Here is a 23,160-nt window from a genome sequence, read left to right on the forward strand (position 1 = left end):
GCCTGGCGGGCCGTTTCGCCCGCCGCCCGCCCGCCGACGCGCACCTCCTCACCCACCGCGCGCAACCGCCGGATCAGCCGCCGCACCTCCCCTTGCCCCTCGCGGATCGACTGCTCCAGCCGCTGGCGGCGCTGCTCCTGCAGTTCCGCCGACTGTTCCTTCTGCTGCGACCAGCGCTGCAGCAGTTCCTCGTGCAGCAGCTCGGTCCGGGCCAGCAGCACCGCCGCCGCCTCGGCCGCCTCCTGCTGGCGCTGGCGCTCCTGTTCCAGCCCCTCGATCACCCGGTTCACATCACCCTCGCCGCCCGGCTCCAGCTGGGCGGCGGCCGCCGCCAGCACCGCGGGGTCGAGCCCCAACCGGGAGGCGATCGCCAGGGCGTTGCTGCGGCCAGGGATGCCCCACTGCAGCCGGTAGGTGGGCGAGAGGGTCTCCACATCGAAGGCCACCGAGGCGTTCTCGAAGCGGGAATCGGCGTACTTGAGCGCCTTGAGCTCGCCGAAGTGGGTGGTGGCCACGGTGAGGCGGGCGCGATCGGCGAGGTGGCGCAGCAGGGCGGCGGCCAGTGCACTGCCCTCAGTGGGATCGGTGCCGGCCCCCACCTCATCGAGGAGCACCAGCGCCGCCGCACCCTCCGCCAGCGCAGCCCCCTCGGATAAGGCCGAAAGGATGCGGGCGATGCGGCGGATGTGGCCGCTGAAGGTGGAGAGGTTCTGCTGCAGCGACTGCTCATCGCCGATGTCGGCCAGCACCTGGCCGCACCAGGGCAGCCGGGGGCTACCGGCGCAGGGCAGGAACAGGCCGGCGCGGGCCATCAGGGCCGCCAGGCCGAGGCTTTTGAGGGTCACCGTCTTGCCACCGGTGTTGGGGCCAGTGATCGCCACCACCCGCAGCTCACGGCCCACGCTGATGCTCACGGGCACCACGGGCTGGCCGCCCTCCCGCCGTTCCTGCCAGAGCAGCAGGGGGTGTCGCAGGTCCCGCAGCTCGAAGGGGGCGTCGGCCGTCTCGGCCAGCTCCGGCCGCACCGCCCCCAGCCACTGGCCGTAGCGGGCCCGGGCCAGGCCGGCATCCAGGCGCACCAGCACCTGCTGGAGGTGGTCGAGGGGTTCGGCCTGCTCGCCGACCAGGGCGCTGAGCTCGCTGCGCACCTGGCGCTCCAGCTCCCGCTCCTGGGCCTCGGCATCACGGAGGCGGTTGCCCAGGGGAATCACCGCCTGGGGCTCCACGTACACCGTGCTGCCGGAGGCGGAGCTGTCGTGCACCAGGCCGCTCACCTGAGCGGCGGCGCCGGCCTTGACCGCCAGCACCGGCCGGCCGCTGCGTTCGCTCACCACCGTGTCCTGGAGCAGGGAGGCGTAGCGACGCACCAGCTCCTGCAGCCGCTCCCGCCGCTCGCCGCGCAGCCCCAGCAACTGGCGCCGCACCGCCTCCAGCGGCCCACTGGCCCGATCCGCCACCCGGCCGCCCTCCTCCAGGCAGAAATGCAGCCGCTGCTCCAGCTCAGGCAGGGTGCGCAGTTCGGCCACCAGGGCGCTGGTGATCGGCCGCAGTTCGGGATCGTCGATCTGGCGTCGCAGCCGCCGGGCCGTGGCCAGGGTGGCGGCCACCGCCAGCAGCTCCTCGCCACCCCCGCAGCCCCCCTTGGCACAGAGAGCCACCGTGGCGGCGATGTCCCCAGCTCCCTGCAGGCTGAGGCCCCCCTCGCAGAGGCCATCGAGGGCCAGCAGCTCGGTGGTTTCCAGCAGCAGACGGCGGCTTTCCGCTGGATGGTCCGGCAGAGCGAGAGCTGCGCAATGGCGCCGGCCGGCGGCGGTGCTGGCGAAGTCGGCCAGGTGCTCCGCCAGGCGGGGCCACTCCAGCAGCTCCAGGGTGTCCTGATGGATCTCGCTCACAGGGTGTGCGCTCACCCAGCCGGCGCGAGGGAGATGGGGGTGGGGATGGCGGCGGCTCCCACGTTGGAGGGGATGCCGGTGGCGGGCTCGTAGAGCATCTCCAGCCAGTTGCCCTCTGGATCCTGCAGATAGAAGGAGGCGGTGCCATCGCGGTGGTCGTGCACCGGCCCCACCCGGTGACCCTCCGCCTCCAGCCGGTCGTGCACCGCGGCCACCTCGGCCCGGTCGCTGAAGTGGAAGGCGAAGTGGGGGCCGGCGGCGGTGTAGGTGGGGCTGAGCAGGGCGATGCCGTCGCCGTTGCCGGGCGACTGCATGTAGGCCCAGTCCTGGGCGTCCCAGGTCAGGCGCAGCCCCAGCCCTTCGTAGAAGCGCTTGGCACGCTCCATGTCCTGGACCCGCACCGCCACGTGGCCGAGACGTGTCATGGGAAGGGGGAACGACGGATCATTCCCCTATTCAAGCGGTGCGGCTCAGCCGTCGCGCAGCCACTGGGCGGCGTCGCAGGCGTGGTAAGTGAGGATCAGATCGGCGCCGGCCCGTTTGAAGCACAGCAGGGTTTCCAGCACCACCGCCCGCTCGTCGATCCAGCCCCGCTCGGCGGCGGCCTTCACCATGGCGTACTCACCGCTGACGTTGTAGGCGGCGATGGGCAGCTCGCTTTCGCCCCGCAGGCGATGGATGACATCGAGGTAGGCCAGGCCCGGTTTCACCATCAGGATGTCGGCCCCCTCCTGTTCATCGAGCAGGGCCTCGGTGAGGGCTTCGCGGCCGTTGGCCGGATCCATCTGATAAGTGCTCTTGTCCTTGGGGATGGGCTTGCTGCTCACGGCCCGGGGGGCGGAATCCAGCGCCTCACGGAAGGGGCCGTAATAAGCGGAGGCGTACTTGGCGGTGTAACTGATGATGCCGACGTGCTCGAAGCCCTCCTCGTCGAGGGCCTCACGGATGGCCCCCACCCGGCCGTCCATCATGTCGCTGGGGCCGATCAGATCAGCCCCGGCCCTGGCCTGGGCCACCGCCTGGCGGCAAAGGAGGCTGATGGTTTCGTCGTTGAGCACCACCCCCTCGCTGCTGACAATGCCGTCGTGGCCGTCGCAGGAATAGGGATCAAGGGCGACGTCGGTCATGATCGCCATGGCCGGATGCTCCTGCTTGAGGCGCCGAATCGCCCGGGGGATCAGGCCGCCCTCGTTGAAGCACTCGCTGCCGTCCTCGGTCTTGAGGCCATCGGCCACCTTGGGGAACAGCACCACGCAGCGGATGCCCAGATCCCAGGCCCGGCCCACCTCCGTCACCAGACCCTCCAGGCTCCAGCGCTGGGCGCCGGGCATGGCTCCGATCGGTTCGTTGGACGCGCCCTCGTGGACAAACAGGGGATAGATGAAATCGGCGGCGCTGAGCTGAAATTCCCGCACCATGGCCCTCAGGGCCGGCGTTCGACGCAGCCGGCGGGGCCGATAGGTGAGCTCCATGGGGCAGATCTGACTGGCCGGATCCTACGGAAAGCCCTTCCGGCGCTTGATAAGGGGACCAGGTTCGGCGCTCAGAGCAGGGCGGCGCTGATCCAGTCCTTGCGGGGGTCGACGCTGCGGGCCTGACGCAGCTGCTCCAGCAGATCCCGCTCCTGGGGGCTGAGGCTGTCGGGAAGCCTGAGGGTGGGAGTGAACAGCAGGTCGCCCCTGCCGTCCTTCACCGGCCAACCCTTGCCCTTGAGCCGCAGACTGCGGCCCAGCGTCATGCCGGGGGGCACCTGAATGGTGGCTTCCCCATCGGGGGTGGCCACCCGCACCTCACCGCCGAGGGCCAGTTCGTCGAGGCTCAAGGGGAGTTCGGCCCGCAGCTGGTCGCCATCGAGGCGCCAGACAGGATGGGGCTGGAGCTTGAGGGTGAGATAGAGATCCCCGCGGCGGCCCGTGCCGGGCTGCAGGTTTCCCTTGCCCTTCAGCCGCAGGCGGCTGCCGTCCTTGACACCGGCGGGGATGCGCACCTGGACCCGCTCCTCGTTGACAGCCAGGGTGCGCTCGCAGCCGCGGAAGGCATCGGCCACCGGCAGGCTGATCGTGGCTTCCGCATCGAGTTGCACCTGGGTGGAGCGTTCGGCACCGCCGCCACCGAATCCGGAGGGGAACCCACCGGGAAAACCGCTGCCGAAGCCGAAACCACCGGGGGCACCAGCGGCCGCACCCCCACCGAAACGGCCCAGCAGGTCGTTGATGAAGTCGTCGAAGTTGCCGTAACGGCCGAAGTCGACATCGACGCCGGGAGCGCCACCGCCACCGCCCATCTGGCTCCAGTACTGGCCGAACTGCTCGTAGCGACGGCGCTTCTCTGGATCGGACAGCACTTCATAGGCTTCGCTGATCTCCTTGAAACGGGCTTCAGCGGAGGCGTCGTCAGGATTCACATCCGGGTGGTACTGACGGGCCAGCTTGCGGAAGGCGCGTTTGACGCCATCGGCATCAGTGCCCCTTTCGACTCCTAGAACCTTGAAATAGTCGCGGTACCCGTTCTCGCTCATCTCGTCACGCTCATCTCGCCAGGGCGCCCGTCACCGACCAACCTGGGGATTCTCCCAGTCCTGCCGAGGAATTCACAGGTCCTGGCAGGGCGGAAGCCCGTACGGTCCAGCGGGTGCGGCCTAGATTTTTGGTCCAGTCCTTCCACCGATGTCCTTGTTGTCCCCCTCCTGGAAGTCCAGCCGGACTGCGCGGCTTCGGCCCCTGCTGCTCATGGGCGGGCTGCCCACCCTGCTGGGGTGCGCGCTGGTGTGCAACGCCCCTGCCCATGGGGCCCAGGCCGGAGGCTCCACCACCCCCACCCTGGGGGAGGCCCTGGCGCCCTCCGACAGCGCCCAGATGGAGCTGACAGAGCACTTGCGGCGCATCGGAGCCGTGTTCTACGGCGCCTGGTGGTGCCCGGCCTGCTTCCGCCAGAAAAGCCTGTTCGGTCAACAGGCGGGCGATCGGCTGCCCTACGTGGAATGCGACAAGACCAAGGAGGGTCGCGAGCGCTGCCAGGAGGCGGGCATCAAGGCTTACCCCACCTGGGTCCTCGGCAGCAAGCGGGTGGAAGGGGTGCAGACGATCGAGGAGCTGAAGCTCTGGAGCGGTTACGCCAAAACGCCGGCCGGGGGCACCACTCCCTGAGCGGCGCCCTGGCGCCTGCTGAACGTGCCATCCAACTGGCACGCAAGTGCGGAAGTCCAGATAGACATTCTGGCTGATTTTGGTAGAGTCCTCAAACCCATTTCTGCAGAACACTGAAACCTGTCTGGAGCCAATCTCCGCCCCTCAGGGACATGAAGGAATCAACACTTCCGGCCCGGGAACCGAAGTTTTCAGCACCCTTTTTTCAGATCCTCATAAAAGTTGAGGTATTTTTTCAGGATGATTGTTATGCAGGACACCTTTGGGATGTGAGTCGTTCAGGGGCCTGCATCCGCAGCTTCCAGCAGCTCCCCATGGGGACACCTGCCCAGATTCGCTTTCATGATCCATCCGACGCTGAGATCGTCGAAGCGAAAGGAGAACTGATCTGGATGAACCAACTGAGGGGAGCCCATTACTCCGGACTTCGGTTTGAAGAAGATTTCGACATCTCCAAGACGTTTCTCAGACTCCTGATCAAAGGAGAACAGACCTGAGCATGGCTGGCCAGGACCAGAGACAACCCTGGCGTCTGCAGAGCCTGGCGCTCCCAGCAAAGCCCGTCATGGGCACCTCAATCTGGTCATCGAAGATCTTGAGACATCCGTCGGGCAGCGGCCATGGCTTCTGCTGACGAAGCCAGGGCAACGGCAAGAACTCATGAGCGAGGGTTGAGGGTCCAGAAAGTTCCAGCTGCTGTTCGATCATCGACCTGGCCGTCAGCCACTCAACTCTTGGCTGACGAGGCAGGCTCGGGTCGGCTGGCTATATGTCCTTGGGCTTTGTAGAGATAATGACTGCCACGGCAAGACGTGTGAACCAGATATGGTCTGCGGGGATGATGGACCAGGCTGCAAGGGCAGTGGCGGATCCGTTGCGCCTCAGGTGTTGGCTATCCCTGTTGACTGAGATGACCTGAGACTTCAACACGCTTCAGGATCCTTGAGAGCCTGAGCGTCATGACCTGGACGCTGCCTCTTCACCCTCATCACCGCCAGCTGGCCATGTCTGGGAGAGGCCAGCCTAGCGATGCCGCTCTGGGATCAGGAGTGAATAGGCAAGCAACTTCAGACGGTCGTTGACGACGAACCAAGCCAATGCATACACCCATACGAACAAGGCCCAACCCCAGCCCAATGGCGTCATGAACCATCCATACACCGCAATCAAAGTAGCCAGCAATTGCGTACCGCAGACGGCCAAAAGCAGTAGCCTCGCTGGGCGGATGGACCAGAATGGTCCTCGTGTGCGAGTAATAAAGATGGTGAGATGTCCAGCCACGGAGAGCTTCAAGTACATCAGCGTCTGGAGGTGAGCCCGATCGAGCTGGAAGATTCGCTCCCCGAGATAGAAAAGTCCAAAGGCTGAAACGACCCCAATGAAGCCCAACGCTGTTGCGATTCCCATCACGGTGCGCATGTCCCATCGCTCTGGTTCGCTGCTGTAATGAACGTTGTCATAGGCAATAGACAAGATGGCCCCGTCATTCAGCAACGCCAGCATCACGATCATGACAGCGGTGACAGGATAGAAGTTGAACACCAGGATCGAAGCCGTCATGAACAACAGCACACGCAACGTTTCTGCGATGCGATAGATCGCGTAGCTGTTCATCCGCTGGAAGATTTTGCGGCTCGTCTTGATGGCTTCAATGATCACGGACAGTCCCGGCGCCATCAGCACGATGGAGGCCGCGCCGCGCGCCGCGTCCGTCGCGCCCGAAACGGCGATACCACAATCAGCTTGTTTCAGAGCCGGGGCATCGTTGACACCATCACCCGTCATGCCGACGATGTGGCCGTGTCGCTGGAGGACCTCCACGATCTGAAACTTGTGCTCAGGGAACACCTGGGCAAATCCATCCGCCTGCTCGATGGATGCGGCCAGTTGCTCCGTGTGATCGATTGAGGTGGTCGAGAACCCACTGGCATCAAGGATCGCGGAGCCCATCCCCAGCTTCTCGGCTGTTTCCCGGGCGATGGGCCATTGATCCCCTGTCACCATCAAGACCTTCACACCCATCTGGTGAGCGGTGGCGATCGTGGCTTTGGCCTCTTCGCGCGGAGGGTCGAACAGGGGCAAGACACCAACAAACTGCCAGTGGTGTTCGGCATCCGTGCGGGCGACACCCAGCGAGCGGAAGCCTCGTGCCGCAAATCCACTGACAGCACGCTCAACGGCGTCGTTCACCTGGGCAGCATTGGCCGACATCGCCAGAATCACTTGCGGGGCGCCCTTGGTGACCTCGAACTCCACGCCATCCGAGCCCCTGACGGTGGCTGCGGTTCGCTTGTGCACCGGGTCGAAGGGCTGGAAATGAACCAACTGGTAGCCAGCAAGACTCTGGGAATCGTGGATGCACGCGAGAACGGCCCGATCGATCGGATCCTTGTTGTCAGCTCGTGACGCCAGGGCCGCTGTGAAGATCACCAGGCCTGGACCGCTAGCGATGCTGGACGAATGGAAACTCGACGCACCAACGCTGAAAGGATCGCCAAGGGTGAGAACGTTCTGGGTCAATGTGCCGGTTTTGTCCGAGCAGAGCACATCCACGCCTGCCAATTCCTCGATGGCGGCCAACCGGGTCACGATCGCTCCCTTCTTCGTCAGCAGGCGCGCTCCCACCGCCATGGTCACAGAGAGCACCGTGGGCATCGCGACGGGTATCGCCGCAACGGTCAACACCAGGGCGAACTGAAGCGTGGTGAGCAGTGGATCGCCGCGCAGCAGCGACACTGTGATGATCACCGACACCAGGGCCAGCGCGAGCAGGATCAGGACGTTACCGATCTGCAGGACGGCTCGCTGAAAATGGCTGACGCTGTGAGCGGTCTGCACCAGTTCCGCTGTCCTGCCGAAGTAGGTGTTCGCTCCGGTGGCAAAGACCATCGCATCGATCTCACCCCGACGGATGATCGACCCCGAGAACACGGCTTCATCGCCTTGACGCGTGGCCGGCAACGACTCCCCCGTCAGGGCAGACTGATCCACTTGCAGTGGGTCACCCTCCAGCAAGCGCACATCGGCCGGCACGATGTCGCCGAGGCGCAGATGGATGACGTCGCCCGGCACCAGTTCACGTGACGCCACGGTGGTCCAGAGTCCATCTCGCTTCACCTGTGCCGTTAGAGCCAACTTGGCTTTGAGTGCAGCGATGGCGTTCCCCGCCTGGTGCTCTTCCCAGAAGCCGATCACGGCATTGGCGAGAAGCAACAGCAGGATGATGGCGAAGTCCGGCCAGTGCTGGGCCAGGGCCGAAAGAACCACGGCCGCTTCAATCATCCACGGGATAGGGCCCCAGAAGTAGGTCAGAAACTTCAGGATCCGATTCGTCTTCTTCTCGGGAATCTCGTTGGCACCGTACTGGGACAAGCGGTGACATGCTTCGCTCTGGCTGAGGCCCGCCGGCGAAGAACTGAGCTTGGCCTGGAGTTGCTGCGCGTTCAGACTGTCGAACGCATCACGGTGTCCATGCTGCGGGTGAGATGGGCTCATTGTCAGACTCCCGAGAGATGTTGCGATGCGTCTGCCGCTGAAGGCCAGCGGGTCAGTGTCTTCGGCTCAGGTGGGATAACATGGGGATCACTTCTACGGTTATATCCGCTTGGCAGGAGATTTTGGCCAGGAGATCTGAGGCGAATTGATCTGCCAGGGTCTCTGGCATCGCGCCACCGAGGCGACAACACAATCTGACATCCACGACCACATCGCGCTCCCCCAAAAGGGTCACATCCACCGAGCTGCCGGTGGCGATGAAGTCAGACTCCGAACCGAGGATACTTGCCACGAGGAAACGAAGATTCTTCTCAAGGTCAAGATGCCGGCGACGTACACCACTGATGGCCAGGATCGCGATGCTACCGACGCTATCGAGAGCCACGACGTTGAGCAACAACAGACAGACGGCATTCCAGCTGTGTTCTGGCTGTGCGAGCGCCCATCCGATGCCGATCACGGCCGCCGGTGGAATCGGCGAGATCGCCACCTGGACACCGATCACCACGTCGACCGCATGACCCCATGGGCGCTCCAGGGTGTGGGGGTGGGCGATCAGAGCCAGTGAGGCCGCCGCACCAGCTGAAACGGCAATCAGTGCGCTCAGGACCACATCCTTCAACGATGGCATCGCCCTGATCAGGATCTCTGGGGTGACGGCGATGTTCGGGACGTACATCCGCAACACAAACGTGATCAACGCCGAAACGCAAGCGCCGATCACCCCTGCCGCACTGTTGAGCAGCCGTCCGGCAGTTGCCATCTCCGTTGCGGCCACAACCATGGCGATGTAGCCGCCGGTCCTGGTTGAGCCCGCGATGGCCCGCTGCTCCAGCATCGTGTGGTAGTTGCGCACGCCCCAGGCACCGATGCCGCTAACCGATTCCGCCTCTCTGGGAAGGAGTTCCTTGGCGATTTCCGGAACGGTCATGGCTGAATCGTCTCCCTGTAGTTCAGCAGCAAAGTGTTGAATCTTGAGGCAGCTTGCGTTGGTGCCAGCTTCCTCTCAGCAACTGCGGCTCAACATCGGAATGGCCAGTCCCATCGTTGAGAGCCGGGATCAACGCCGCCGGTGCACGACACTTTGCACACCTGCTGGTGCCATTGCCATGGACATCAGAGCTGATCGTAACGACGGGTCAATAGCGATAAATGGCAGCAATTCCTGTTTTCGTTGGTATCCTCTCAGCGGGGACAATCACAACTTCGGCACCCTTCTTCAGAGCTGTCCGGCCTAAGTCGTCGAGCATGTCGTCAACCTCTGGGTTTGACAGTTTGTCCAACTGGATGTCGCCTGATGCGACACTGATGCGGCCAAGACGTTCCCACTGCGCTTCGATCAGCAGTTTGGCGACACGTCCGTCCATCACCGCCGTCGCGACCTGTTCCAGATCATCGTCGCCGAGTCCTGCGGATCTTGCGTTACCAAACTCTTCAACCAGTGCGGCCAGGCGCGCCCGGTAGTTTGGTTCCATCAATGTCCAGGCAAGCTGGCAGAGCTCTTCGGTTGATGAGAGGTCGTCAGGATAGAGATCGATACTTTCCTTGATCAGAAATGGATTCTGGCTGACTTCATGAAAGCGATGATGATGCTCTGGCAGGGCCGCGAGGATCAGCGGCAGGCCGGATGGTCGGGAGTGCTCTTCCAGAACGGCGCCGTCAACCGCGCGGAAGAAGCGCTCTGCGTCGATCTCCACTTCAGGCCGTCTGCCGCCATGGCCGTGATGCATCGGCGAGCGCCCGACGCCGACACCTCCGTAGGAAGCGACGGTCTGGTGCGGCTCGCTGACGTCTTCCCCCAGCGCATCCACCAACGTGCGAGGGACACCGGGAGCCAGATCAATCTCGTCAAGAACATCACGGTTGCCCTCAAACAGCTTGATCTCCTTAAGGCTCACGGCGAGAACCTGATAGCGATCAGCGGACTGAAGGATGCGCATCAGGGGTTTGACATGAAAGCTGTCGGCAACAACGGCCAGTTCACCGACCTGTCGCTGGAGCTTGTACACCCGAAACAGGCCCTTGCCTCCCAGTACGGCCAAGCCATCAAGGGTATGGGCCCAGAAGTCGCTGTCACCAGCCAAGGCCAGAAATGGTTCCAGCAATGGTTCCAGCAATGGCCGTATTTCGCTCTCCTGGAATTGCTTGCGCAGCGACGCTTCCAGCTGCTTTACAAGATTCCCAAACCGTATCGGATCCTGGAGATTCTCTGGGTGGCACCGATGCGTTGACTGATAAAGCGAAAGACAGGGGGGATCACAACTGTCCAGAAGCCCATCGGCAAAGTCCTTCTCAGGCCTGTTCACAATCTTGCTCCTCAGTGAAATCATGTCCGTCATCGAATCGACGCCCCAGACTGCGATCCGGGCACCAATCTCGCCTAACCATTGTCTAGTTAAATCCCCAGAAGATGGCGTCAATGACTTCACATACTGTAGGACGTCCTGCTCTTTGCGAGGTCAGAAATGATCCGCGTTGTGCAGCAGGTCTGCAGTGAATTGCATCGGTCATTAGCGATGACCTGTCAGCACTTGCAGACGCTATCGATGAGCCTTAGATGGTGCGCTGCATGCTTCGGCACTCTCCCCTCAAGGACATCAACAGCCCGACGGCGCTGCGCAGGGCTCCGCTTCGGCGGCAGGGCTGCTTCGATGGAGGAGCCACGGCTGATCCACCTCTGGATCGTGGTCACGATGAGAACGCCCATGGGCACCGCTGACCACCACCGCCGGCTGCTTCCCCCCTGCCGCAGGGCTACGGCCACAGCGACGCCAATGCCGCCCGGTCTGGGCAGGCCATGAAAGGTGCGCTGGCGAGCCTGCTGCTGACGCTGCCCCTCACCCTGCTGTCCGCCTGCGGCCTCCGTTCCAACGAGTTGAGCGGAACGGCCTATCTCGCCATCAGCGTCGAAGGCGACCAGCCGCTGACCGCGGCGATCCTGCAGGAGGAAGTGCTGCAGGCGCAGACGATCGTCGAGGCCTTTCGTCAGCTGCACCCGCACGTGGCGATCGAGACGAACCTGTTTCGCGAAAGCGAGTTCATCGACGAGGTGCGCCGCCGCCAGGCCGCGGGCCTCGGGCCTGATCTGATGCTGGTGGCGGGCTCCACCGCCCACACCCTGGTGGAGGCCCAGCTGGCCAGGAGCATCGACATTCCCAAGGCCACACGTCACCAGGTGGACCCTGATTCCCTCGAGCGACTGGAGATCCCGCCCCGGGCTCTGGCCGGTCTGCCGATTCTGAGGCGACCGCAGCTCGCCTGTTTCAACCGCAGCCGGGTGGCCACCAGCCCCACCACCACGATCGACCTGATCAACCAGGCCCGCGGGGGGCTGCGCGTGGGACTGGCGGTGGAATCGCGAAGCCTGTTCTGGAGTGCCGGCCCCCTGGGGGCTGATCGGGCGATCATCGCCGCCGCCGCCGGCCGCCCCCTGGCCGCCGCCGAACGCCAGGGGCTGCAGCGTTGGCTGGAGTGGCTCTCCGCCGCCAACTTCAACCAGCAGATCTTCATCGAGCCCGACCAGGAATCACTGGTTCAAGGTCTGCTGGAGCGGCGCCTGGATTGGATCCCCTGCAACAGCGGCAACCTCAGCCGGCTGCGTCAGACCCTGGGGACCAGCCTCGGGGTGAGCGACCTTCCCGGCGGCCCCTACGGACCGCCCACCCCGATCACAAGGCTGCGGGTGCTGGCCTTCGGCAGGGGCTCCACCGCCCGGCAACGGCGCGTGGCGGAAGCCTTGGCTGTGTTTTCGCTGAACCCCTGGATCCAGAACACCCTCACCACCGACAACCAGGACATGCTTCCCACCAATCGCTTTGTGCCGCCCTCCGTGCTGCACACCCCCGTGCTCAAGGCGATGCAACGGTCCGTCCAACAGGCCGACGCCACCGATGACATCTCCAGGCTTCTGCCCGCCGGTGACCCCCGCGACCATGCCCTCAGTCGCCTCGTGACCGCCGTGGCCTTCGGTGAGTTGACCGCGACGGACGCCACCGAAGCCGTGGTCCGGGCCCTGGCTCCGCTGCCATGAACGACCTGCTCGGTCAGATCATGGGCTGGTTGCCGATGCTGGGTCGGCCCCAGATCCTCGTCCAGCTGGCTCTGGTGGCGCTTGCCGTGGCCTGCTGTCACCTGATGGCCCGCCGCTTCGCGCCCGTCGCCGTGTCCTGGACGCTTGAACTCGGCACCACGGCGGTGGTGGGCGGCCTGGGCTGCGGGCTGCTGGCCATCGCCCGGCAACCGATGGCGCTGGCCGTCCTGCTGCTCACCGTTCTGGCCAGCCTGCAGGTTTCGGAGCTGCTGCTGACGTGGGGCGAGCGCTGGCTGCCCGAGGATCAGATTCAGCCCCTGCGTTATCTGCTGATCCGTCCGTTCCTGTTCGGCGGGCTGCTCTGGTCCCTGATCGAACTGCTGGACACCCGCGCCGAACTGGCCCTGATCCCCCTGGGGCGATGGATGGGGGCGAATGTCAATGTCGGCGACCTGACGCGGCTGGTGGTGGTCCTCTATCTGCTGATGGTCTCCTCGGGGCCACCCTCGATCGGGGTGGCCTGGCTGCTCAAACGGATCTTCGCCCTCGACCGGGTGAGTGTGCGGGCCATGGGGTTGATGGTGCGCTACGCAGTGATCACCCTCGGCACCGTGGCCGTGATGGAGACGGTCGGCTTCAACAGCACCGCCATGCTGGCCGTCGCCGGGGGGCTGTCGGTGGGCCTCGGCTTCGGCGTCAAGGAGGTCTTCGGCAATTTCGTCAGCGGTCTTTGGTTGCTGTTCGAAGGCTCGCTGCGGCCCGGGGACATCGTCTCGATCGATGGCGACTTCTGCGAAGTGCGGCGGCTGGGTCTGCGGGCGGCCCGGCTGTGGCGCGACCGGGACAATGCGGAGCTCGTGATCCCCAACCAGACCTTCTTCAACAGCAGCACCGTGGAGTTCGGTGTGGGCCGCACCCGCTTTCACACACAGATCGCCCTCAGCGTCGATGCCAACCAGCCCATCGGCACCATCCTGGGCCTGCTGGAGGAGATCGCCGCCGCGGTGCCGGGGGTGGATACGCACCGGCCCCCGACGGCCTACCTGGACGGGATGGGGGACTGCGGGGCCGACTACGTGCTGAAGTTCTGGATTGCCAGTCCGTTCCAGAACCGCAGCATCTGCAGCGCCGTCGTGCAGGCGGTGGTGGAGCGGTTCCAGGCCATGGGCATCGAGCTGCCCTACCCCCACATCGTGATCGAGCGTTCCCCCGTCCAGCCGATCGCTGCGCCCACCGATCAGCCCAGCGACTGAGCCTGCAGCTCGCCGTCCGCGATCGCCGCCACCAGGCGCTGGTGATCGGCGCGGCTCTGGTCGGCGTAGGCCCCGGCGAAGTCGGCCAGGAGTCCATCGGGGTCCCCCATGGCCTCCAGGTGGGCGGCGATGGCCTCGCCGTCGCCCGAACGGGCATGGGCCTTGGCCAGCACCGCCGCACAGAGCTCGCCGTAGTCGGCGAGGGCGTCCCGGTCGAGGTTCTCCAGCTGCACCATGGCCTTCCAGTCGCGGAATTGACGCCAGTAGCTGGCCACACCGCCGGGGGCGGCCTCCACCCAGCCCAGGAAGCTGTCGCTCACCGTCTGGATCAGCCTCTGGCCGCGCACCACCCGCTCACCCGGAGACCCCGCCGTGCTCGCTCCCAGATGGGCCTCGAGCACGGAGGCCCCCGCCTCCTTGCTCTGCAGGATCAGCAGGTCGTCGTCGTCGCGGCCCTGCAGCAGGGCGATGGCACAGCGGGTGCCCACCGATCCGACGCCGACGGTCTTGAGGGCGAAGTCCAGCACCGTGTAGCGGCCGACCAGCCACTGCATCTCCGGCCGCAGGGAGGCGCGGTAGCGCGCGATCGACTGCTCCACGGACCGACGCAGCGCCACGGGGTCGGCCCCCTGGCTGGCCAGCGACTCCAGGCTCCAGAGCAGGGGCGGATCATGGCGGAAGCGGAGCACGCCGTCGGCGTCCCGCTGGCAGAGCTTGCGGGCCGCCCGGCGGTTGTCGTTGTGCTGGGCCTGCTCGGCGATGGCATCCAGCGACTCCCGCAGGGGCTTGTGCTTCACCCCCTCGCGGTAGGCCGCCACATCGACGCGGTGATACCAGAGGTCGAGGTAACCGAGCCCGAGCAGATCCCGGTGGGCCTGCCGGTAGCGACGGGCGCTGCGGCGCACGATCGAACGGGCGTCGTCCGCGGCGATCCCGAGGCTGTCTGCGGCCAGCATCACACTGGCCAGGAGCCGTTTGAGGTCCCATTCATAGGGGCCCGGCAGGGTCTCGTCAAAGTCGTTGACGCCGAACACCAGCGTGCGCTCCGGGGAGGCATAGAAGCCGAAGTTCATCAGGTGAGCATCCCCGCAGAGCTGGACCATCACCCCCGAATGGGGCTGCCAGGCGAGGTCGATGGCCATCTGGGCCGCAGCGCCGCGGAAGAAGGCCAAGGGGCTCTGGGCCATGCGCCCGTGGCGGATCGGCAGCAGCCACGGCAACCGATGGGTTTCCTGCTCGCGCAGGACGGCGATGGGGTCGGGGCGCTGGCTGGTCATTCGAATCGCCGGCAGGTGGCCACGCCACAAGGCTGACAGCCCCGCGGCCCGCACACTGAAAAGGGCCCTTCCAGGCCCCATGGGTCATTTGGGTGACAAGGCTGACCTCACCCCGTCTCCGTTAAGAGTGTCAGGCAGCCACGGGGGCGGCTTGACGGGAGAAACGAACGATGTTGTTCGCTGTTACGGGTTCGCTCTTACCGAGCAGGCTTCAGTCACCCTCCTCATGCCCCGTCGAAACCATTGCAGCCCCGCGCTTGGGTGGGGGGAATGGAGCTGAGCGGAATCGAACCGCTGTCCGAGACACTGGTGTGGACCACCTAGTTCGTCCGAAGACGAGCTTGTTCATCTTGCCACCTTCGGGCCGCCGGCCAGCCAGCAGCATGGGGGGATGGCCACCCCCTCCCCGTTTGACGTCATCGCCGTGGTTCCCCCGGGGCTGGAGGAACCGGCGGCGGCCGAACTGTCAGCCCTTGGCGCCCTTGAGGTGCGCCCCCTGCGGCGCGCCGTGGGCCTGCGGGCCGATGCGGCCACCTTCTACCGCCTGCATCTGCAGGCCCGGCTGCCGTTCCGCTTCCTGCGCCAGCTGGCCCGCTTCCCCTGCCGCGGCCGCGAGGAGCTCTACGACGGCGTGCAGCGGGCCGCCGACTGGGAGCGCTGGCTGCCGCCCCAGCTGAGCTTCCGGGTGGAGGCCAGCGGCAGTGTGCCGGGCCTCAACCACAGCCACTACAGCGCCCTGCAGGTCAAGAACGCCCTGGTCGACCGGCAGCGCCAGGTGTGGGGATCGCGCTCCTCGGTCGACCTGGACGATGCCGACCTGGTGCTGCACCTGCACCTCAGCCCCGGCCGCCCCGGCGGCAGCGGCCCCGAGGCGGTGCTGAGCCTCGATGGCGGCGGCGCCAGCCTGCACCGGCGCGGCTACCGGGCCGCCATGGGCCTGGCCCCGCTCAAGGAGAACCTGGCCGCCGGACTGATCGCCCACACCGGCTGGGACGGCACGGTGCCCCTGGCCGATCCCTTCTGCGGCTCCGGCACCCTGCTGATCGAGGCCGCCTGCCGGGCCCTCGGCCGCGCCCCCGGCCTGGAGCGCTCCTTCAGCCTGGAGCGCTGGCCCGATTTCGACGCCGCCCTCTGGCAGCGGGAGCGGCAGGCCGCCCAGGACATCTACCGCAGCAGCCTCCCCGATGGGGCACCCCTGGCGGCTGTGGTGGGCATGGAGCGGGATCCGGCCGTGCTGGCCATGGCCCGCAGCAACGCGGCGGCGGCCGGCGTGGCCGACTGGGTCGACCTGCAGGAGGGGGACTTTCGCGATTTCCATCCCCCCGAGACGCCCGGGGTGCTGGTGTGCAACCCGCCCTACGGCGAGCGGCTCGGCGGTGACGACGACCTGGAGGCGCTCTACGGCGACCTGGGGCGGATGCTCAAGGAGCGCTGCAGCGGCTGGACCCTGTGGCTGCTGAGCGGCAACCCCGCGCTCACGGGCGCCCTGCGCATGAAGGCCAGCCGCCGGGTGCCGGTGAGCAATGGCGGCATCGACTGCCGCTGGCTCCGCTACGACGTCCGCTGAGGCCCGCTACAGCGACTCCTGACCAGCACTGCTAGCGGTGGGTCCTGCCTCCACCGCCGCCCGCAGACCGCCATGGCCTCACTCTTTGAAGAGCTCAAGCAGGAGGTGCTGGCTGTCGAGAGGGACCCGGCCCTCGACACCGGCGCGGCGGCGGTGGCGCTGCTGCAGGAGTGGCTGGCCAGCCACGAAGCCGAGATCTGCGCCCGCAAGCTGGCGGCACCGACGGAATTCAACGGCACCCTGATGCAGTGGTTCCACTGGTACAGCGACGGCGACGGCGGCCACTGGCGGCGGCTGCGCCAGGAGGCACCGGCCCTGGCCCGGGCCGGCATCACGGCTCTGTGGCTGCCGCCAGCCGGCAAGGGGGGCAGCGTCTGGGATGTGGGCTACGGCACCTATGACCTGTTCGATCTGGGCGAATTCGACCAGAAGGGCACGCTGCGCACCAAGTACGGCACCAAACAGGAGTATCTGGAGGCCGTGCAGGCCTGCCGCGAGGTGGGGATCCAGGTGTACGCCGATGTGGTGTTCAACCACAAGCTCAACGCCGACGATCAGGAGCAGTACCGGGCCACCCCCTACGACCCCGACGACCGCAACCGGCCCCTGGGGGAGGAACGGCTGATCAGCGCCTGGACCCGGTTCCGTTTCGATGGCCGCGGCGACCATTACTCGACCATGCAGTGGCACTGGTACCACTTCGACGCCGTCGATCACAACAGCCTGGATCCCGACTTCAGGGCCATCTGGCGCACCCAGGGGGCCGGCTTCGAGAGCAACGTCGACCTGGAGAAGGGCAACTACGACTACCTGATGGGCAGCGACCTCAACATGAACCATCCCGAGGTGCGCGGCGAGCTCAAGCACTGGGGCCGCTGGACCCTCGACCACGTAGGCGCGGACGGCTTCCGGCTTGATGCGATCAAGCACATCGCCAGTGATTTCTTCCTCGACTGGATCAGCGACCTGGAAGAGCACGCCCAGCGCGATCTGTTCGTGGTGGGCGAGTACTGGACCTACAACATCGAAAGCCTGCACTGGTACGCGGCCAACACCGGCGGCCACATGAGCCTGTTTGATGCGCCGCTGCACATGAATTTTCACCAGGCCAGCCGCAGCGGCGGCGATTACGACATGCGCCGGCTGCTCGATGGCACCCTGATGCAGCAGTTGCCCCTGCTGGCGGTGACCCTGGTGGAGAACCACGACACCCAGCCGCTGCAATCGCTGGAATCGGTGGTGGAAGCCTGGTTCAAACCCCTGGCCTACGCCGTGATCCTGCTGCGCGACCAGGGCTATCCCTGCATCTTCGGTGCCGATTACTACGGCGCCGACTACACCGACAGCAAAGACGGCCAGGAGTACCGGATCGTGCTGCCCAGCCACCGCTTCCTGATCGACCGCTTCCTGCTGGCCCGCGGCCACTGCGCCTACGGGCCGCAGTACGACTACCTCGACCACGTCAACACCATCGGCTGGACGCGCCTGGGCACCCCGGGCCACCCCGGGGCCATGGCGGTGCTGATGAGCGACGGAGCGGCCGGCCACAAGTGGATGGAGGTGGGGAAGCGCCACACCACCTTCCGCGACCTGACCGGGCACATCCAGGCCCCGATCACCACCAACGCCGACGGCTGGGCGGAGTGGCACTGCCCGGGGGGCTCGGTGTCGGTGTGGGTGGAGGAGGCGGCCCTGGCCCCGATGGGTGTGACGCTCTGAACGCTGCCGGCCCCGGCGGCTAACGGTGCGCCCGGCGCCGCAGCAGTTGCGGCTCGACGCTCTCCACACCCGGCAGGTCCCGCAGCCTGCCCAGGCAGCCGAGGGCGTCGGCGATGCTGCCGCTGCTGGCCCGCAACCAGGCGGCTTCGGGGGCATGGTCGGGCAGGCTGGTGATGCGGCAGCCGAGCTGCTCCAGCGCGGCGCGATGGTCATTCGCCCGCTCCCCCTGTCGGACACGCAGGAAGAGCGCCCCGGTGGGAACGGCCAGCTCGTCGCTTGCCGCCTGGGCATAGACCGGGCTGATGGCCTGGCCCGTAGCCAGGGGGCCGGCAGGGGGACCGGCCAGCACGGCGATCGCCTCGGGCTCAAACAACAGGATCACGTTCGTCTGCGGCAGGGGCTCCCCATGCACGGCAGTCCAGCCGGGCTTCTGCGCCAGGAGCACCGATCCCGGCCCCGCCACGGTGATCTGCCGGGGGAACGCGTCGACCATGGCGGCGACCAGTGCCTGCTCCTGGTTCACCGGCCGGCCCCGCAAGGCTGCAGACGTTAACCCCCTGCCTGTGACGGCAGATCACGTCCTGTTCCGTTGGCTTGTCTTCAGAGGCCCATCGGCGGAGAGTGACCGCCGCAGCTGGAACGCCGATGGTTCAGGTTCGCTATGGCGGCAAAGATGCTGCCCCCTATGCACTTGATGTCAGCGACAATCACCTCGTCGTCCGCACCCTGAGTCGCCAGGCGGTGATGCCGGCGCGGTCGTTCGAGGTGTCGCCCGTCAGTGCCGAGACCCACCTGATTCTTGATCAGTTCGAGACCCTGACCCGTTTCCGCGAGGCGGGGGTTGAGCTGTTGGGCACCAGGACCCCCCAGGCCGACAGCGCCCTGCGCGACACCGCCCGCAGCCTGCTCAAGGCGGAACCGGGCATTGAGTTCGCCGGCCGCGTTCTGGTGGATAGCACCGGCCGGCCCGTGGTCTACACGGAGAACATGTTCGTCAAGTTTGACGATGACGCGGAGCCCGAGGACTGTGAGGCGCTGTTACAGCGCCACGGCCTCAGCCTCAAACGCACCCTCAGCTATGCCCGCAACGCCTATGTCGTGGCGGCTCCCGACAACAGCGGGCTCAGCATTTTTGAGATGGCCGGCACCCTGCTGGCGGAAGCGAGTGTGGCGCTTTGCCACCCGGAACTGGTGAGCCCGAGCCGGCAGCGTCGTCTGGCGTTCCCGCCCGAATGGCATCTCAAGGCCACCGCCGTCAACGGCCGGCTCGTCGACGCCCACGCCGAGGTGGAGGCGGCCTGGGCCCTCAGCGATGGCACCGGAGCGATCATCGCGGTGGTGGATGACGGCTTCGACATCGACCACGAGGAGTTCCGCTCCTCCGGCAAGGTCGTCGCGCCGCGGGATGTGACCCGCCAGAGCGGCGACCCCAGGCCCGGCCGCGGTGACGACCACGGCACGGCCTGCGCGGGGGTGGCCTGCGCCAACGGCCAGTTCGGTGCCACCGGCGTGGCCCCCGGCGCCCGGCTGATCCCCATCCGGCTGGCCTCCGGCCTGGGCTCCCAGGCGGAAGCGGACGCCTTCGTGTGGGCGGCCCGCAACGGCGCTGATGTGATCTCCTGCAGCTGGGGTCCGCCGGACGGGGCCTGGTGGGACCCGAACGATCCCGCCCACCGCCAGGTGGTGCCGCTGCCGGATTCCACCCGGCTGGCGATCGACTTCGCCACCACCCAGGGCCGCAGCGGCAAGGGCTGCGTGGTGCTGTTCGCGGCTGGGAACGGCAACGAGAGCGTCGATAACGACGGCTACGCCAGCTACGCGAGGGTGATCGCGGTCGCGGCCTGCAACGACCTCTCCAAACGCAGCGCCTACAGCGACTACGGCAAGGCCGTGTGGTGCAGCTTCCCCAGCAGCGACGGCCGGACCTCCCTCACCCCCGGCATCTGGACCACTGACCGCTCCGGCGGGCTGGGCTACAACCAGGGCAGCCCCCAGAAGGGCGACCCGGCGGGTCATTACACCAATTCCTTCGGCGGCACCTCCAGCGCCTGCCCCGGCGTCGCCGGGGTGGCGGCCCTGGTGCTGGCGCGAAACCCTGCCCTGCGCTGGGACCAGGTGCGGGAGATCCTGCGACAGGCCTGCGTCCGGATCGACACCGCCGGCGGCAACTACGACGCCACCGGGCGCAGCCCCTTCTACGGCTACGGGCGGGTCAGCGCCCGCAAGGCGGTGGAACTGGCCCGCCCACCCCAACCGGCGGCGGCCCTGGTGTTCCAGGTGGTGCAGGACGTGCCCATCAACGACTTCCAGACCTCCACCCTGACCCTGCCGGTGGCCGCGCCGGGCCCGTTGCAGTCGATCAAGGTGGCGGTGGATCTCGACCACACCTACATCGGCGATCTGGTGGTCCGGCTGCTGCCGCCCGCCGCCCTGGGGGCCGCCCCTGTGCTGCTGCACGACCGGGCCGGCGGCGGCACCGACAATCTCAAACTCACCTACGACGCCGTGAATGCCCCCGCCCTGGCGGGCCTGAAGGGCACCGATCCCAGTGGGACCTGGACCCTGGAGGTGTCCGACACAGCCCGCGCCGACCGGGGCACGCTGCGCAGCCTGCGGCTGGAGCTGAGTTTCTGAGCCTGGAGGGCCTCAGGACTTGCCGGTGAGAGCCCGGGTGGTGCGGATCAACCCGGCGGTGGTTTCCGGCAGGTAGGGGCCCTTGAGCATCTGGCCGCCGATGCGCAGGCTGACGCCGGCCAGCACCACATCAATGGCCGCCACGGCCGCCGCGGCCTGCAGCCAGCTCAGGGCGAAAGCCTCCCGGATCCAGAGCAGCAGCACAAGCTCGGCCGCCACCAGGGCCAGGGTCATCAGGGTGAGGCCCATGCCCAGCATCACCCCGCCGCCCACCAGGCGCCGCTTTTCCTTATCGGCCTCCTGCAGGGCGATGCGCACATGCAGGTCCATCACCGAGCTGATCAGCGCCGTGACGCGGGCGAAGTTCGAACCCGTCATGCCGAGCGTCGCCCCGACGACAGCAGCAGCCCCACCACCAGCCCCACGCCGGCGGCGATGCCCAGGGCCATCAGGGGCCGCTCCCGCACCGGCTTCTCGATCCGGGGCCGCAGGGTGCTGTTGAGGTCATCGAGCAGGTGCTCGAGCTGATCCTCCAGGGGGCGCAGCGCGTCCACCACGTGCCCCGCCTGCTCACCGGTGACGTTGACCAGATCCAGCAGTTGCTGCTTGACGCCGGAGGCGGTGACGCCGCTCTGATGGCTGATCACCTCCACCACGTGATCGAAGCTGCCCCGGGTGGCCTCCAGGGTGTGGCGGGCCACGTCGGGCCACTCCTTCTGGATGCTGGGCAGCAGGCTCTCGAAGCGTTCCCGGAACTGGTTCTGCGCCTGCTGGGCCTCACCTGACCCTGTGGGTTCCGGAGCCGCTGTCCGGGCCGGGTCCGTGGCGGTAGGGGTGGTGTCCGTTTCCATGGGGAAGGGTGGCAAGACCAACGTGGCTTCACCGTAGAGAGGGTGACTTGAGTTCGTCAGCACCTCGGCTAAAGTGCCGCTGCCTGATGCATGAGCCCGTTGGTTCACATCAATCAGGTTGAGCTCACCCACTTCAAATCCTTCGGCGGGTCGATGACCATCCCGCTGCAGGAGGGCTTCACGGTGGTGACGGGCCCGAACGGCTCCGGCAAGAGCAACATCCTCGATGCGGTGCTGTTCTGCCTGGGACTGGCCACCAGCCGGGGCATGCGGGCCGAGCGGCTCCCCGACCTGATCAACAGCGCCATGCTGCGGGAGGGAAAGGCCGCCGAAACCAGCGTCACCGTGCGCTTCGACCTGGGCGACTGGCAGCCCGACAGCGCCGAAGAGGGGCTGGAGGTGCCCGAGCAGGGACCCTGGCTGCAGCAGGGCCAGCGGGAGTGGAGCGTCACCCGGCGGCTGCGGGTGGCCCCGGGCGGCACCTACAGCAGCAGCTTCAGCGCCGATGGGGTGCCCTGCAACCTGCAGCAACTGCAGACCCAGCTGCGGCGGCTGCGGGTCGATCCGGAAGGCAGCAACGTCGTCATGCAGGGCGACGTCACCCGCATCGTGTCGATGAGCGCCCGCGACCGCCGCGGCATCATCGATGAGCTGGCCGGCGTGGCCCTGTTCGACTCCCGCATCGAGCAGAGCCGGTGCAAGCTGGACGAGGTGGTCGAACGGCAGGAGCGCTGCCGCATCGTCGAGCAGGAACTGCTGGCGGCGCGCCAGAAGCTCGAACGCGACTGCGCCAAGGCCCGCACCTACCAGGAGCTGCGGGAGCGCCTGCACCAGGGACGCCTGCAGGAGCAGGTGCTGGCCTGGGAGGAGGCCCGCAGCCACGGGCTGGCCCTGGCCGGACGCCTGGAGCGCCTCGACCGCCAGCAGGAGCAGGAGCGGGAGGCGATCGTCGCCGCCGAAGCCGAGGTGGTCGCCGCCGCCGCCACCCTCGAGAAGCTGCAGGCGGAGGTGAAGACCCTGGGCGAAGACCAGCTGCTGGCGGTGCAGGCCGAACTGGCCGGCCTCGAGACCAGCGGCCGCGAGCTGGCCCGCCAGGCGGAACGGCACGGCCACCAGGCCGAGGACCTGCAGCGCCGTCGCCAGGAGCTGCAGCAGAACCAGTCCGCCTTGCGCCACCAGCGCCAGGCCCTCGACGGCCAGGCCGACGACGGCGCCATCGACCGGGCCGAAGCCCTCTGCCGCGAGGCCGAGGCGGCGGTGGAGCTGTCGCGCCGTCGGCTCGGGGAGGTGGCCGGC

At 66.8% G+C, this 23,160-nt stretch carries 19 protein-coding genes; 8 read left to right on the plus strand and 11 right to left on the minus strand.

Annotated elements, in window-relative coordinates:
• The 4 genes from VB739_RS12145 to VB739_RS12160 form a co-directional block, all read right to left on the minus strand.
• Window positions 1-1,892, minus strand: a 1,892-nt coding sequence (locus VB739_RS12145; protein WP_416233333.1) for an endonuclease MutS2, incomplete at its 3' end; no start/stop codon positions are given.
• A gap of 11 nt (window positions 1,893-1,903) precedes the next feature.
• Window positions 1,904-2,317, minus strand: a complete 414-nt coding sequence (locus tag VB739_RS12150) for a VOC family protein (RefSeq protein ID WP_323357315.1) — start codon at window positions 2,315-2,317, stop codon at window positions 1,904-1,906.
• A 45-nt stretch (window positions 2,318-2,362) separates the two neighbouring features.
• A complete protein-coding gene (hemB, locus tag VB739_RS12155; protein ID WP_323357316.1) occupies window positions 2,363-3,364 on the minus strand; it encodes a porphobilinogen synthase in 1,002 nt (333 codons plus the stop codon).
• A gap of 71 nt (window positions 3,365-3,435) precedes the next feature.
• The gene (locus tag VB739_RS12160; protein WP_323357317.1) at window positions 3,436-4,410 is read right to left on the minus strand and encodes a DnaJ C-terminal domain-containing protein; all 975 of its coding nucleotides are present in this window, start codon (window positions 4,408-4,410) and stop codon (window positions 3,436-3,438) included.
• A gap of 211 nt (window positions 4,411-4,621) precedes the next feature.
• Here VB739_RS12160 and VB739_RS12165 point away from each other — a divergent pair, with 211 nt between their 5' ends.
• Together VB739_RS12165 and VB739_RS12170 are read left to right on the plus strand one after the other, a co-directional pair.
• Complete coding sequence (locus VB739_RS12165) at window positions 4,622-5,038, plus strand: hypothetical protein (RefSeq protein WP_323357318.1); 417 nt, start codon at window positions 4,622-4,624, stop codon at window positions 5,036-5,038.
• 152 nt (window positions 5,039-5,190) lie between these two features.
• On the plus strand, window positions 5,191-5,535 hold the full coding sequence (locus tag VB739_RS12170; RefSeq protein ID WP_323357319.1) for a PilZ domain-containing protein: 345 nt from the start codon (window positions 5,191-5,193) through the stop codon (window positions 5,533-5,535).
• Between the two features lie 526 nt (window positions 5,536-6,061).
• On the opposite strand, the gene VB739_RS12175 is transcribed toward VB739_RS12170, so the two are convergent.
• From VB739_RS12175 to VB739_RS12185, 3 genes are all read right to left on the minus strand, one after another.
• The gene (locus tag VB739_RS12175) at window positions 6,062-8,533 is read right to left on the minus strand and encodes a plasma-membrane proton-efflux P-type ATPase (RefSeq protein ID WP_323357320.1); all 2,472 of its coding nucleotides are present in this window, start codon (window positions 8,531-8,533) and stop codon (window positions 6,062-6,064) included.
• 52 nt (window positions 8,534-8,585) lie between these two features.
• Window positions 8,586-9,464, minus strand: a complete 879-nt coding sequence (locus VB739_RS12180; protein WP_323357321.1) for a DUF389 domain-containing protein — start codon at window positions 9,462-9,464, stop codon at window positions 8,586-8,588.
• A 208-nt stretch (window positions 9,465-9,672) separates the two neighbouring features.
• Window positions 9,673-10,872, minus strand: coding sequence for a hypothetical protein (locus VB739_RS12185; protein WP_323357322.1), 1,200 nt, complete (start codon window positions 10,870-10,872; stop codon window positions 9,673-9,675).
• 458 nt (window positions 10,873-11,330) lie between these two features.
• On the opposite strand from VB739_RS12185, the gene VB739_RS12190 reads away from it, so the two are divergent.
• Both VB739_RS12190 and VB739_RS12195 read left to right on the plus strand, forming a co-directional pair.
• Window positions 11,331-12,563, plus strand: a complete 1,233-nt coding sequence (locus tag VB739_RS12190) for a hypothetical protein (protein ID WP_323357323.1) — start codon at window positions 11,331-11,333, stop codon at window positions 12,561-12,563.
• Window positions 12,560-13,816, plus strand: a complete 1,257-nt coding sequence (locus tag VB739_RS12195; RefSeq protein WP_323357324.1) for a mechanosensitive ion channel family protein — start codon at window positions 12,560-12,562, stop codon at window positions 13,814-13,816. Before VB739_RS12190 ends, VB739_RS12195 begins: the two co-directional genes overlap by 4 nt.
• Here VB739_RS12195 and VB739_RS12200 read toward each other — a convergent pair.
• Window positions 13,801-15,093 (minus strand): DUF2252 domain-containing protein, encoded by a 1,293-nt coding sequence (locus tag VB739_RS12200; RefSeq protein ID WP_323357325.1) that lies wholly within the window; start codon window positions 15,091-15,093, stop codon window positions 13,801-13,803. The genes VB739_RS12195 and VB739_RS12200 overlap by 16 nt on opposite strands.
• A 391-nt stretch (window positions 15,094-15,484) precedes the next feature.
• Between VB739_RS12200 and VB739_RS12205 the strand changes: the two genes are divergently transcribed.
• Entirely contained in the window at window positions 15,485-16,660 is a 1,176-nt protein-coding gene (locus tag VB739_RS12205) for a THUMP domain-containing class I SAM-dependent RNA methyltransferase (RefSeq protein WP_323357326.1), read from the plus strand.
• A 72-nt stretch (window positions 16,661-16,732) separates the two neighbouring features.
• Complete coding sequence (locus VB739_RS12210; RefSeq protein WP_323357327.1) at window positions 16,733-18,379, plus strand: alpha-amylase; 1,647 nt, start codon at window positions 16,733-16,735, stop codon at window positions 18,377-18,379.
• A 19-nt stretch (window positions 18,380-18,398) separates the two neighbouring features.
• Here the strand turns inward: VB739_RS12210 and VB739_RS12215 are convergent, their stop codons facing one another.
• On the minus strand, window positions 18,399-18,872 hold the full coding sequence (locus tag VB739_RS12215; RefSeq protein WP_323357328.1) for a hypothetical protein: 474 nt from the start codon (window positions 18,870-18,872) through the stop codon (window positions 18,399-18,401).
• Window positions 18,873-19,024: 152 nt separating this feature from the next.
• Here VB739_RS12215 and VB739_RS12220 point away from each other — a divergent pair, with 152 nt between their 5' ends.
• A complete protein-coding gene (locus VB739_RS12220) occupies window positions 19,025-21,013 on the plus strand; it encodes a S8 family serine peptidase (RefSeq protein WP_323357329.1) in 1,989 nt (662 codons plus the stop codon).
• A 12-nt stretch (window positions 21,014-21,025) separates the two neighbouring features.
• Here the strand turns inward: VB739_RS12220 and VB739_RS12225 are convergent, their stop codons facing one another.
• Window positions 21,026-21,391: a phage holin family protein gene (locus VB739_RS12225; protein WP_323357330.1), complete on the minus strand. Its 366-nt coding sequence runs from the start codon at window positions 21,389-21,391 to the stop codon at window positions 21,026-21,028.
• Window positions 21,388-21,864: a glycine zipper domain-containing protein gene (locus VB739_RS12230; RefSeq protein WP_323357331.1), complete on the minus strand. Its 477-nt coding sequence runs from the start codon at window positions 21,862-21,864 to the stop codon at window positions 21,388-21,390. The genes VB739_RS12225 and VB739_RS12230 overlap by 4 nt, the downstream gene beginning before the upstream one ends.
• 99 nt (window positions 21,865-21,963) lie before the next feature.
• Between VB739_RS12230 and VB739_RS12235 the strand changes: the two genes are divergently transcribed.
• Window positions 21,964-23,160, plus strand: a 1,197-nt coding sequence (locus VB739_RS12235) for an AAA family ATPase (RefSeq protein WP_323357332.1), incomplete at its 3' end; no start/stop codon positions are given.

The sequence above is a fragment of the Cyanobium gracile UHCC 0281 genome (genome assembly GCF_034931305.1).
GTDB lineage: Bacteria > Cyanobacteriota > Cyanobacteriia > PCC-6307 > Cyanobiaceae > Cyanobium > Cyanobium gracile_A.

Bases quoted from the DNA above. Each gene is read 5' to 3' on its own strand.
- VB739_RS12150 (WP_323357315.1), bottom strand. From the start codon at position 2,317: ATGACACGTCTCGGCCACGTGGCGGTGCGGGTCCAGGACATGGAGCGT.
- hemB (WP_323357316.1), bottom strand. From the start codon at position 3,364: ATGGAGCTCACCTATCGGCCCCGCCGGCTGCGTCGAACGCCGGCCCTG.
- VB739_RS12160 (WP_323357317.1), bottom strand. From the start codon at position 4,410: ATGAGCGAGAACGGGTACCGCGACTATTTCAAGGTTCTAGGAGTCGAA.
- VB739_RS12165 (WP_323357318.1), top strand. From the start codon at position 4,622: ATGGGCGGGCTGCCCACCCTGCTGGGGTGCGCGCTGGTGTGCAACGCC.
- VB739_RS12170 (WP_323357319.1), top strand. From the start codon at position 5,191: ATGAAGGAATCAACACTTCCGGCCCGGGAACCGAAGTTTTCAGCACCC.
- VB739_RS12175 (WP_323357320.1), bottom strand. From the start codon at position 8,533: ATGAGCCCATCTCACCCGCAGCATGGACACCGTGATGCGTTCGACAGT.
- VB739_RS12180 (WP_323357321.1), bottom strand. From the start codon at position 9,464: ATGACCGTTCCGGAAATCGCCAAGGAACTCCTTCCCAGAGAGGCGGAA.
- VB739_RS12185 (WP_323357322.1), bottom strand. From the start codon at position 10,872: ATGACGGACATGATTTCACTGAGGAGCAAGATTGTGAACAGGCCTGAG.
- VB739_RS12190 (WP_323357323.1), top strand. From the start codon at position 11,331: ATGAAAGGTGCGCTGGCGAGCCTGCTGCTGACGCTGCCCCTCACCCTG.
- VB739_RS12195 (WP_323357324.1), top strand. From the start codon at position 12,560: ATGAACGACCTGCTCGGTCAGATCATGGGCTGGTTGCCGATGCTGGGT.
- VB739_RS12200 (WP_323357325.1), bottom strand. From the start codon at position 15,093: ATGACCAGCCAGCGCCCCGACCCCATCGCCGTCCTGCGCGAGCAGGAA.
- VB739_RS12205 (WP_323357326.1), top strand. From the start codon at position 15,485: ATGGCCACCCCCTCCCCGTTTGACGTCATCGCCGTGGTTCCCCCGGGG.
- VB739_RS12210 (WP_323357327.1), top strand. From the start codon at position 16,733: ATGGCCTCACTCTTTGAAGAGCTCAAGCAGGAGGTGCTGGCTGTCGAG.
- VB739_RS12215 (WP_323357328.1), bottom strand. From the start codon at position 18,872: ATGGTCGACGCGTTCCCCCGGCAGATCACCGTGGCGGGGCCGGGATCG.
- VB739_RS12220 (WP_323357329.1), top strand. From the start codon at position 19,025: ATGGTTCAGGTTCGCTATGGCGGCAAAGATGCTGCCCCCTATGCACTT.
- VB739_RS12225 (WP_323357330.1), bottom strand. From the start codon at position 21,391: ATGACGGGTTCGAACTTCGCCCGCGTCACGGCGCTGATCAGCTCGGTG.
- VB739_RS12230 (WP_323357331.1), bottom strand. From the start codon at position 21,864: ATGGAAACGGACACCACCCCTACCGCCACGGACCCGGCCCGGACAGCG.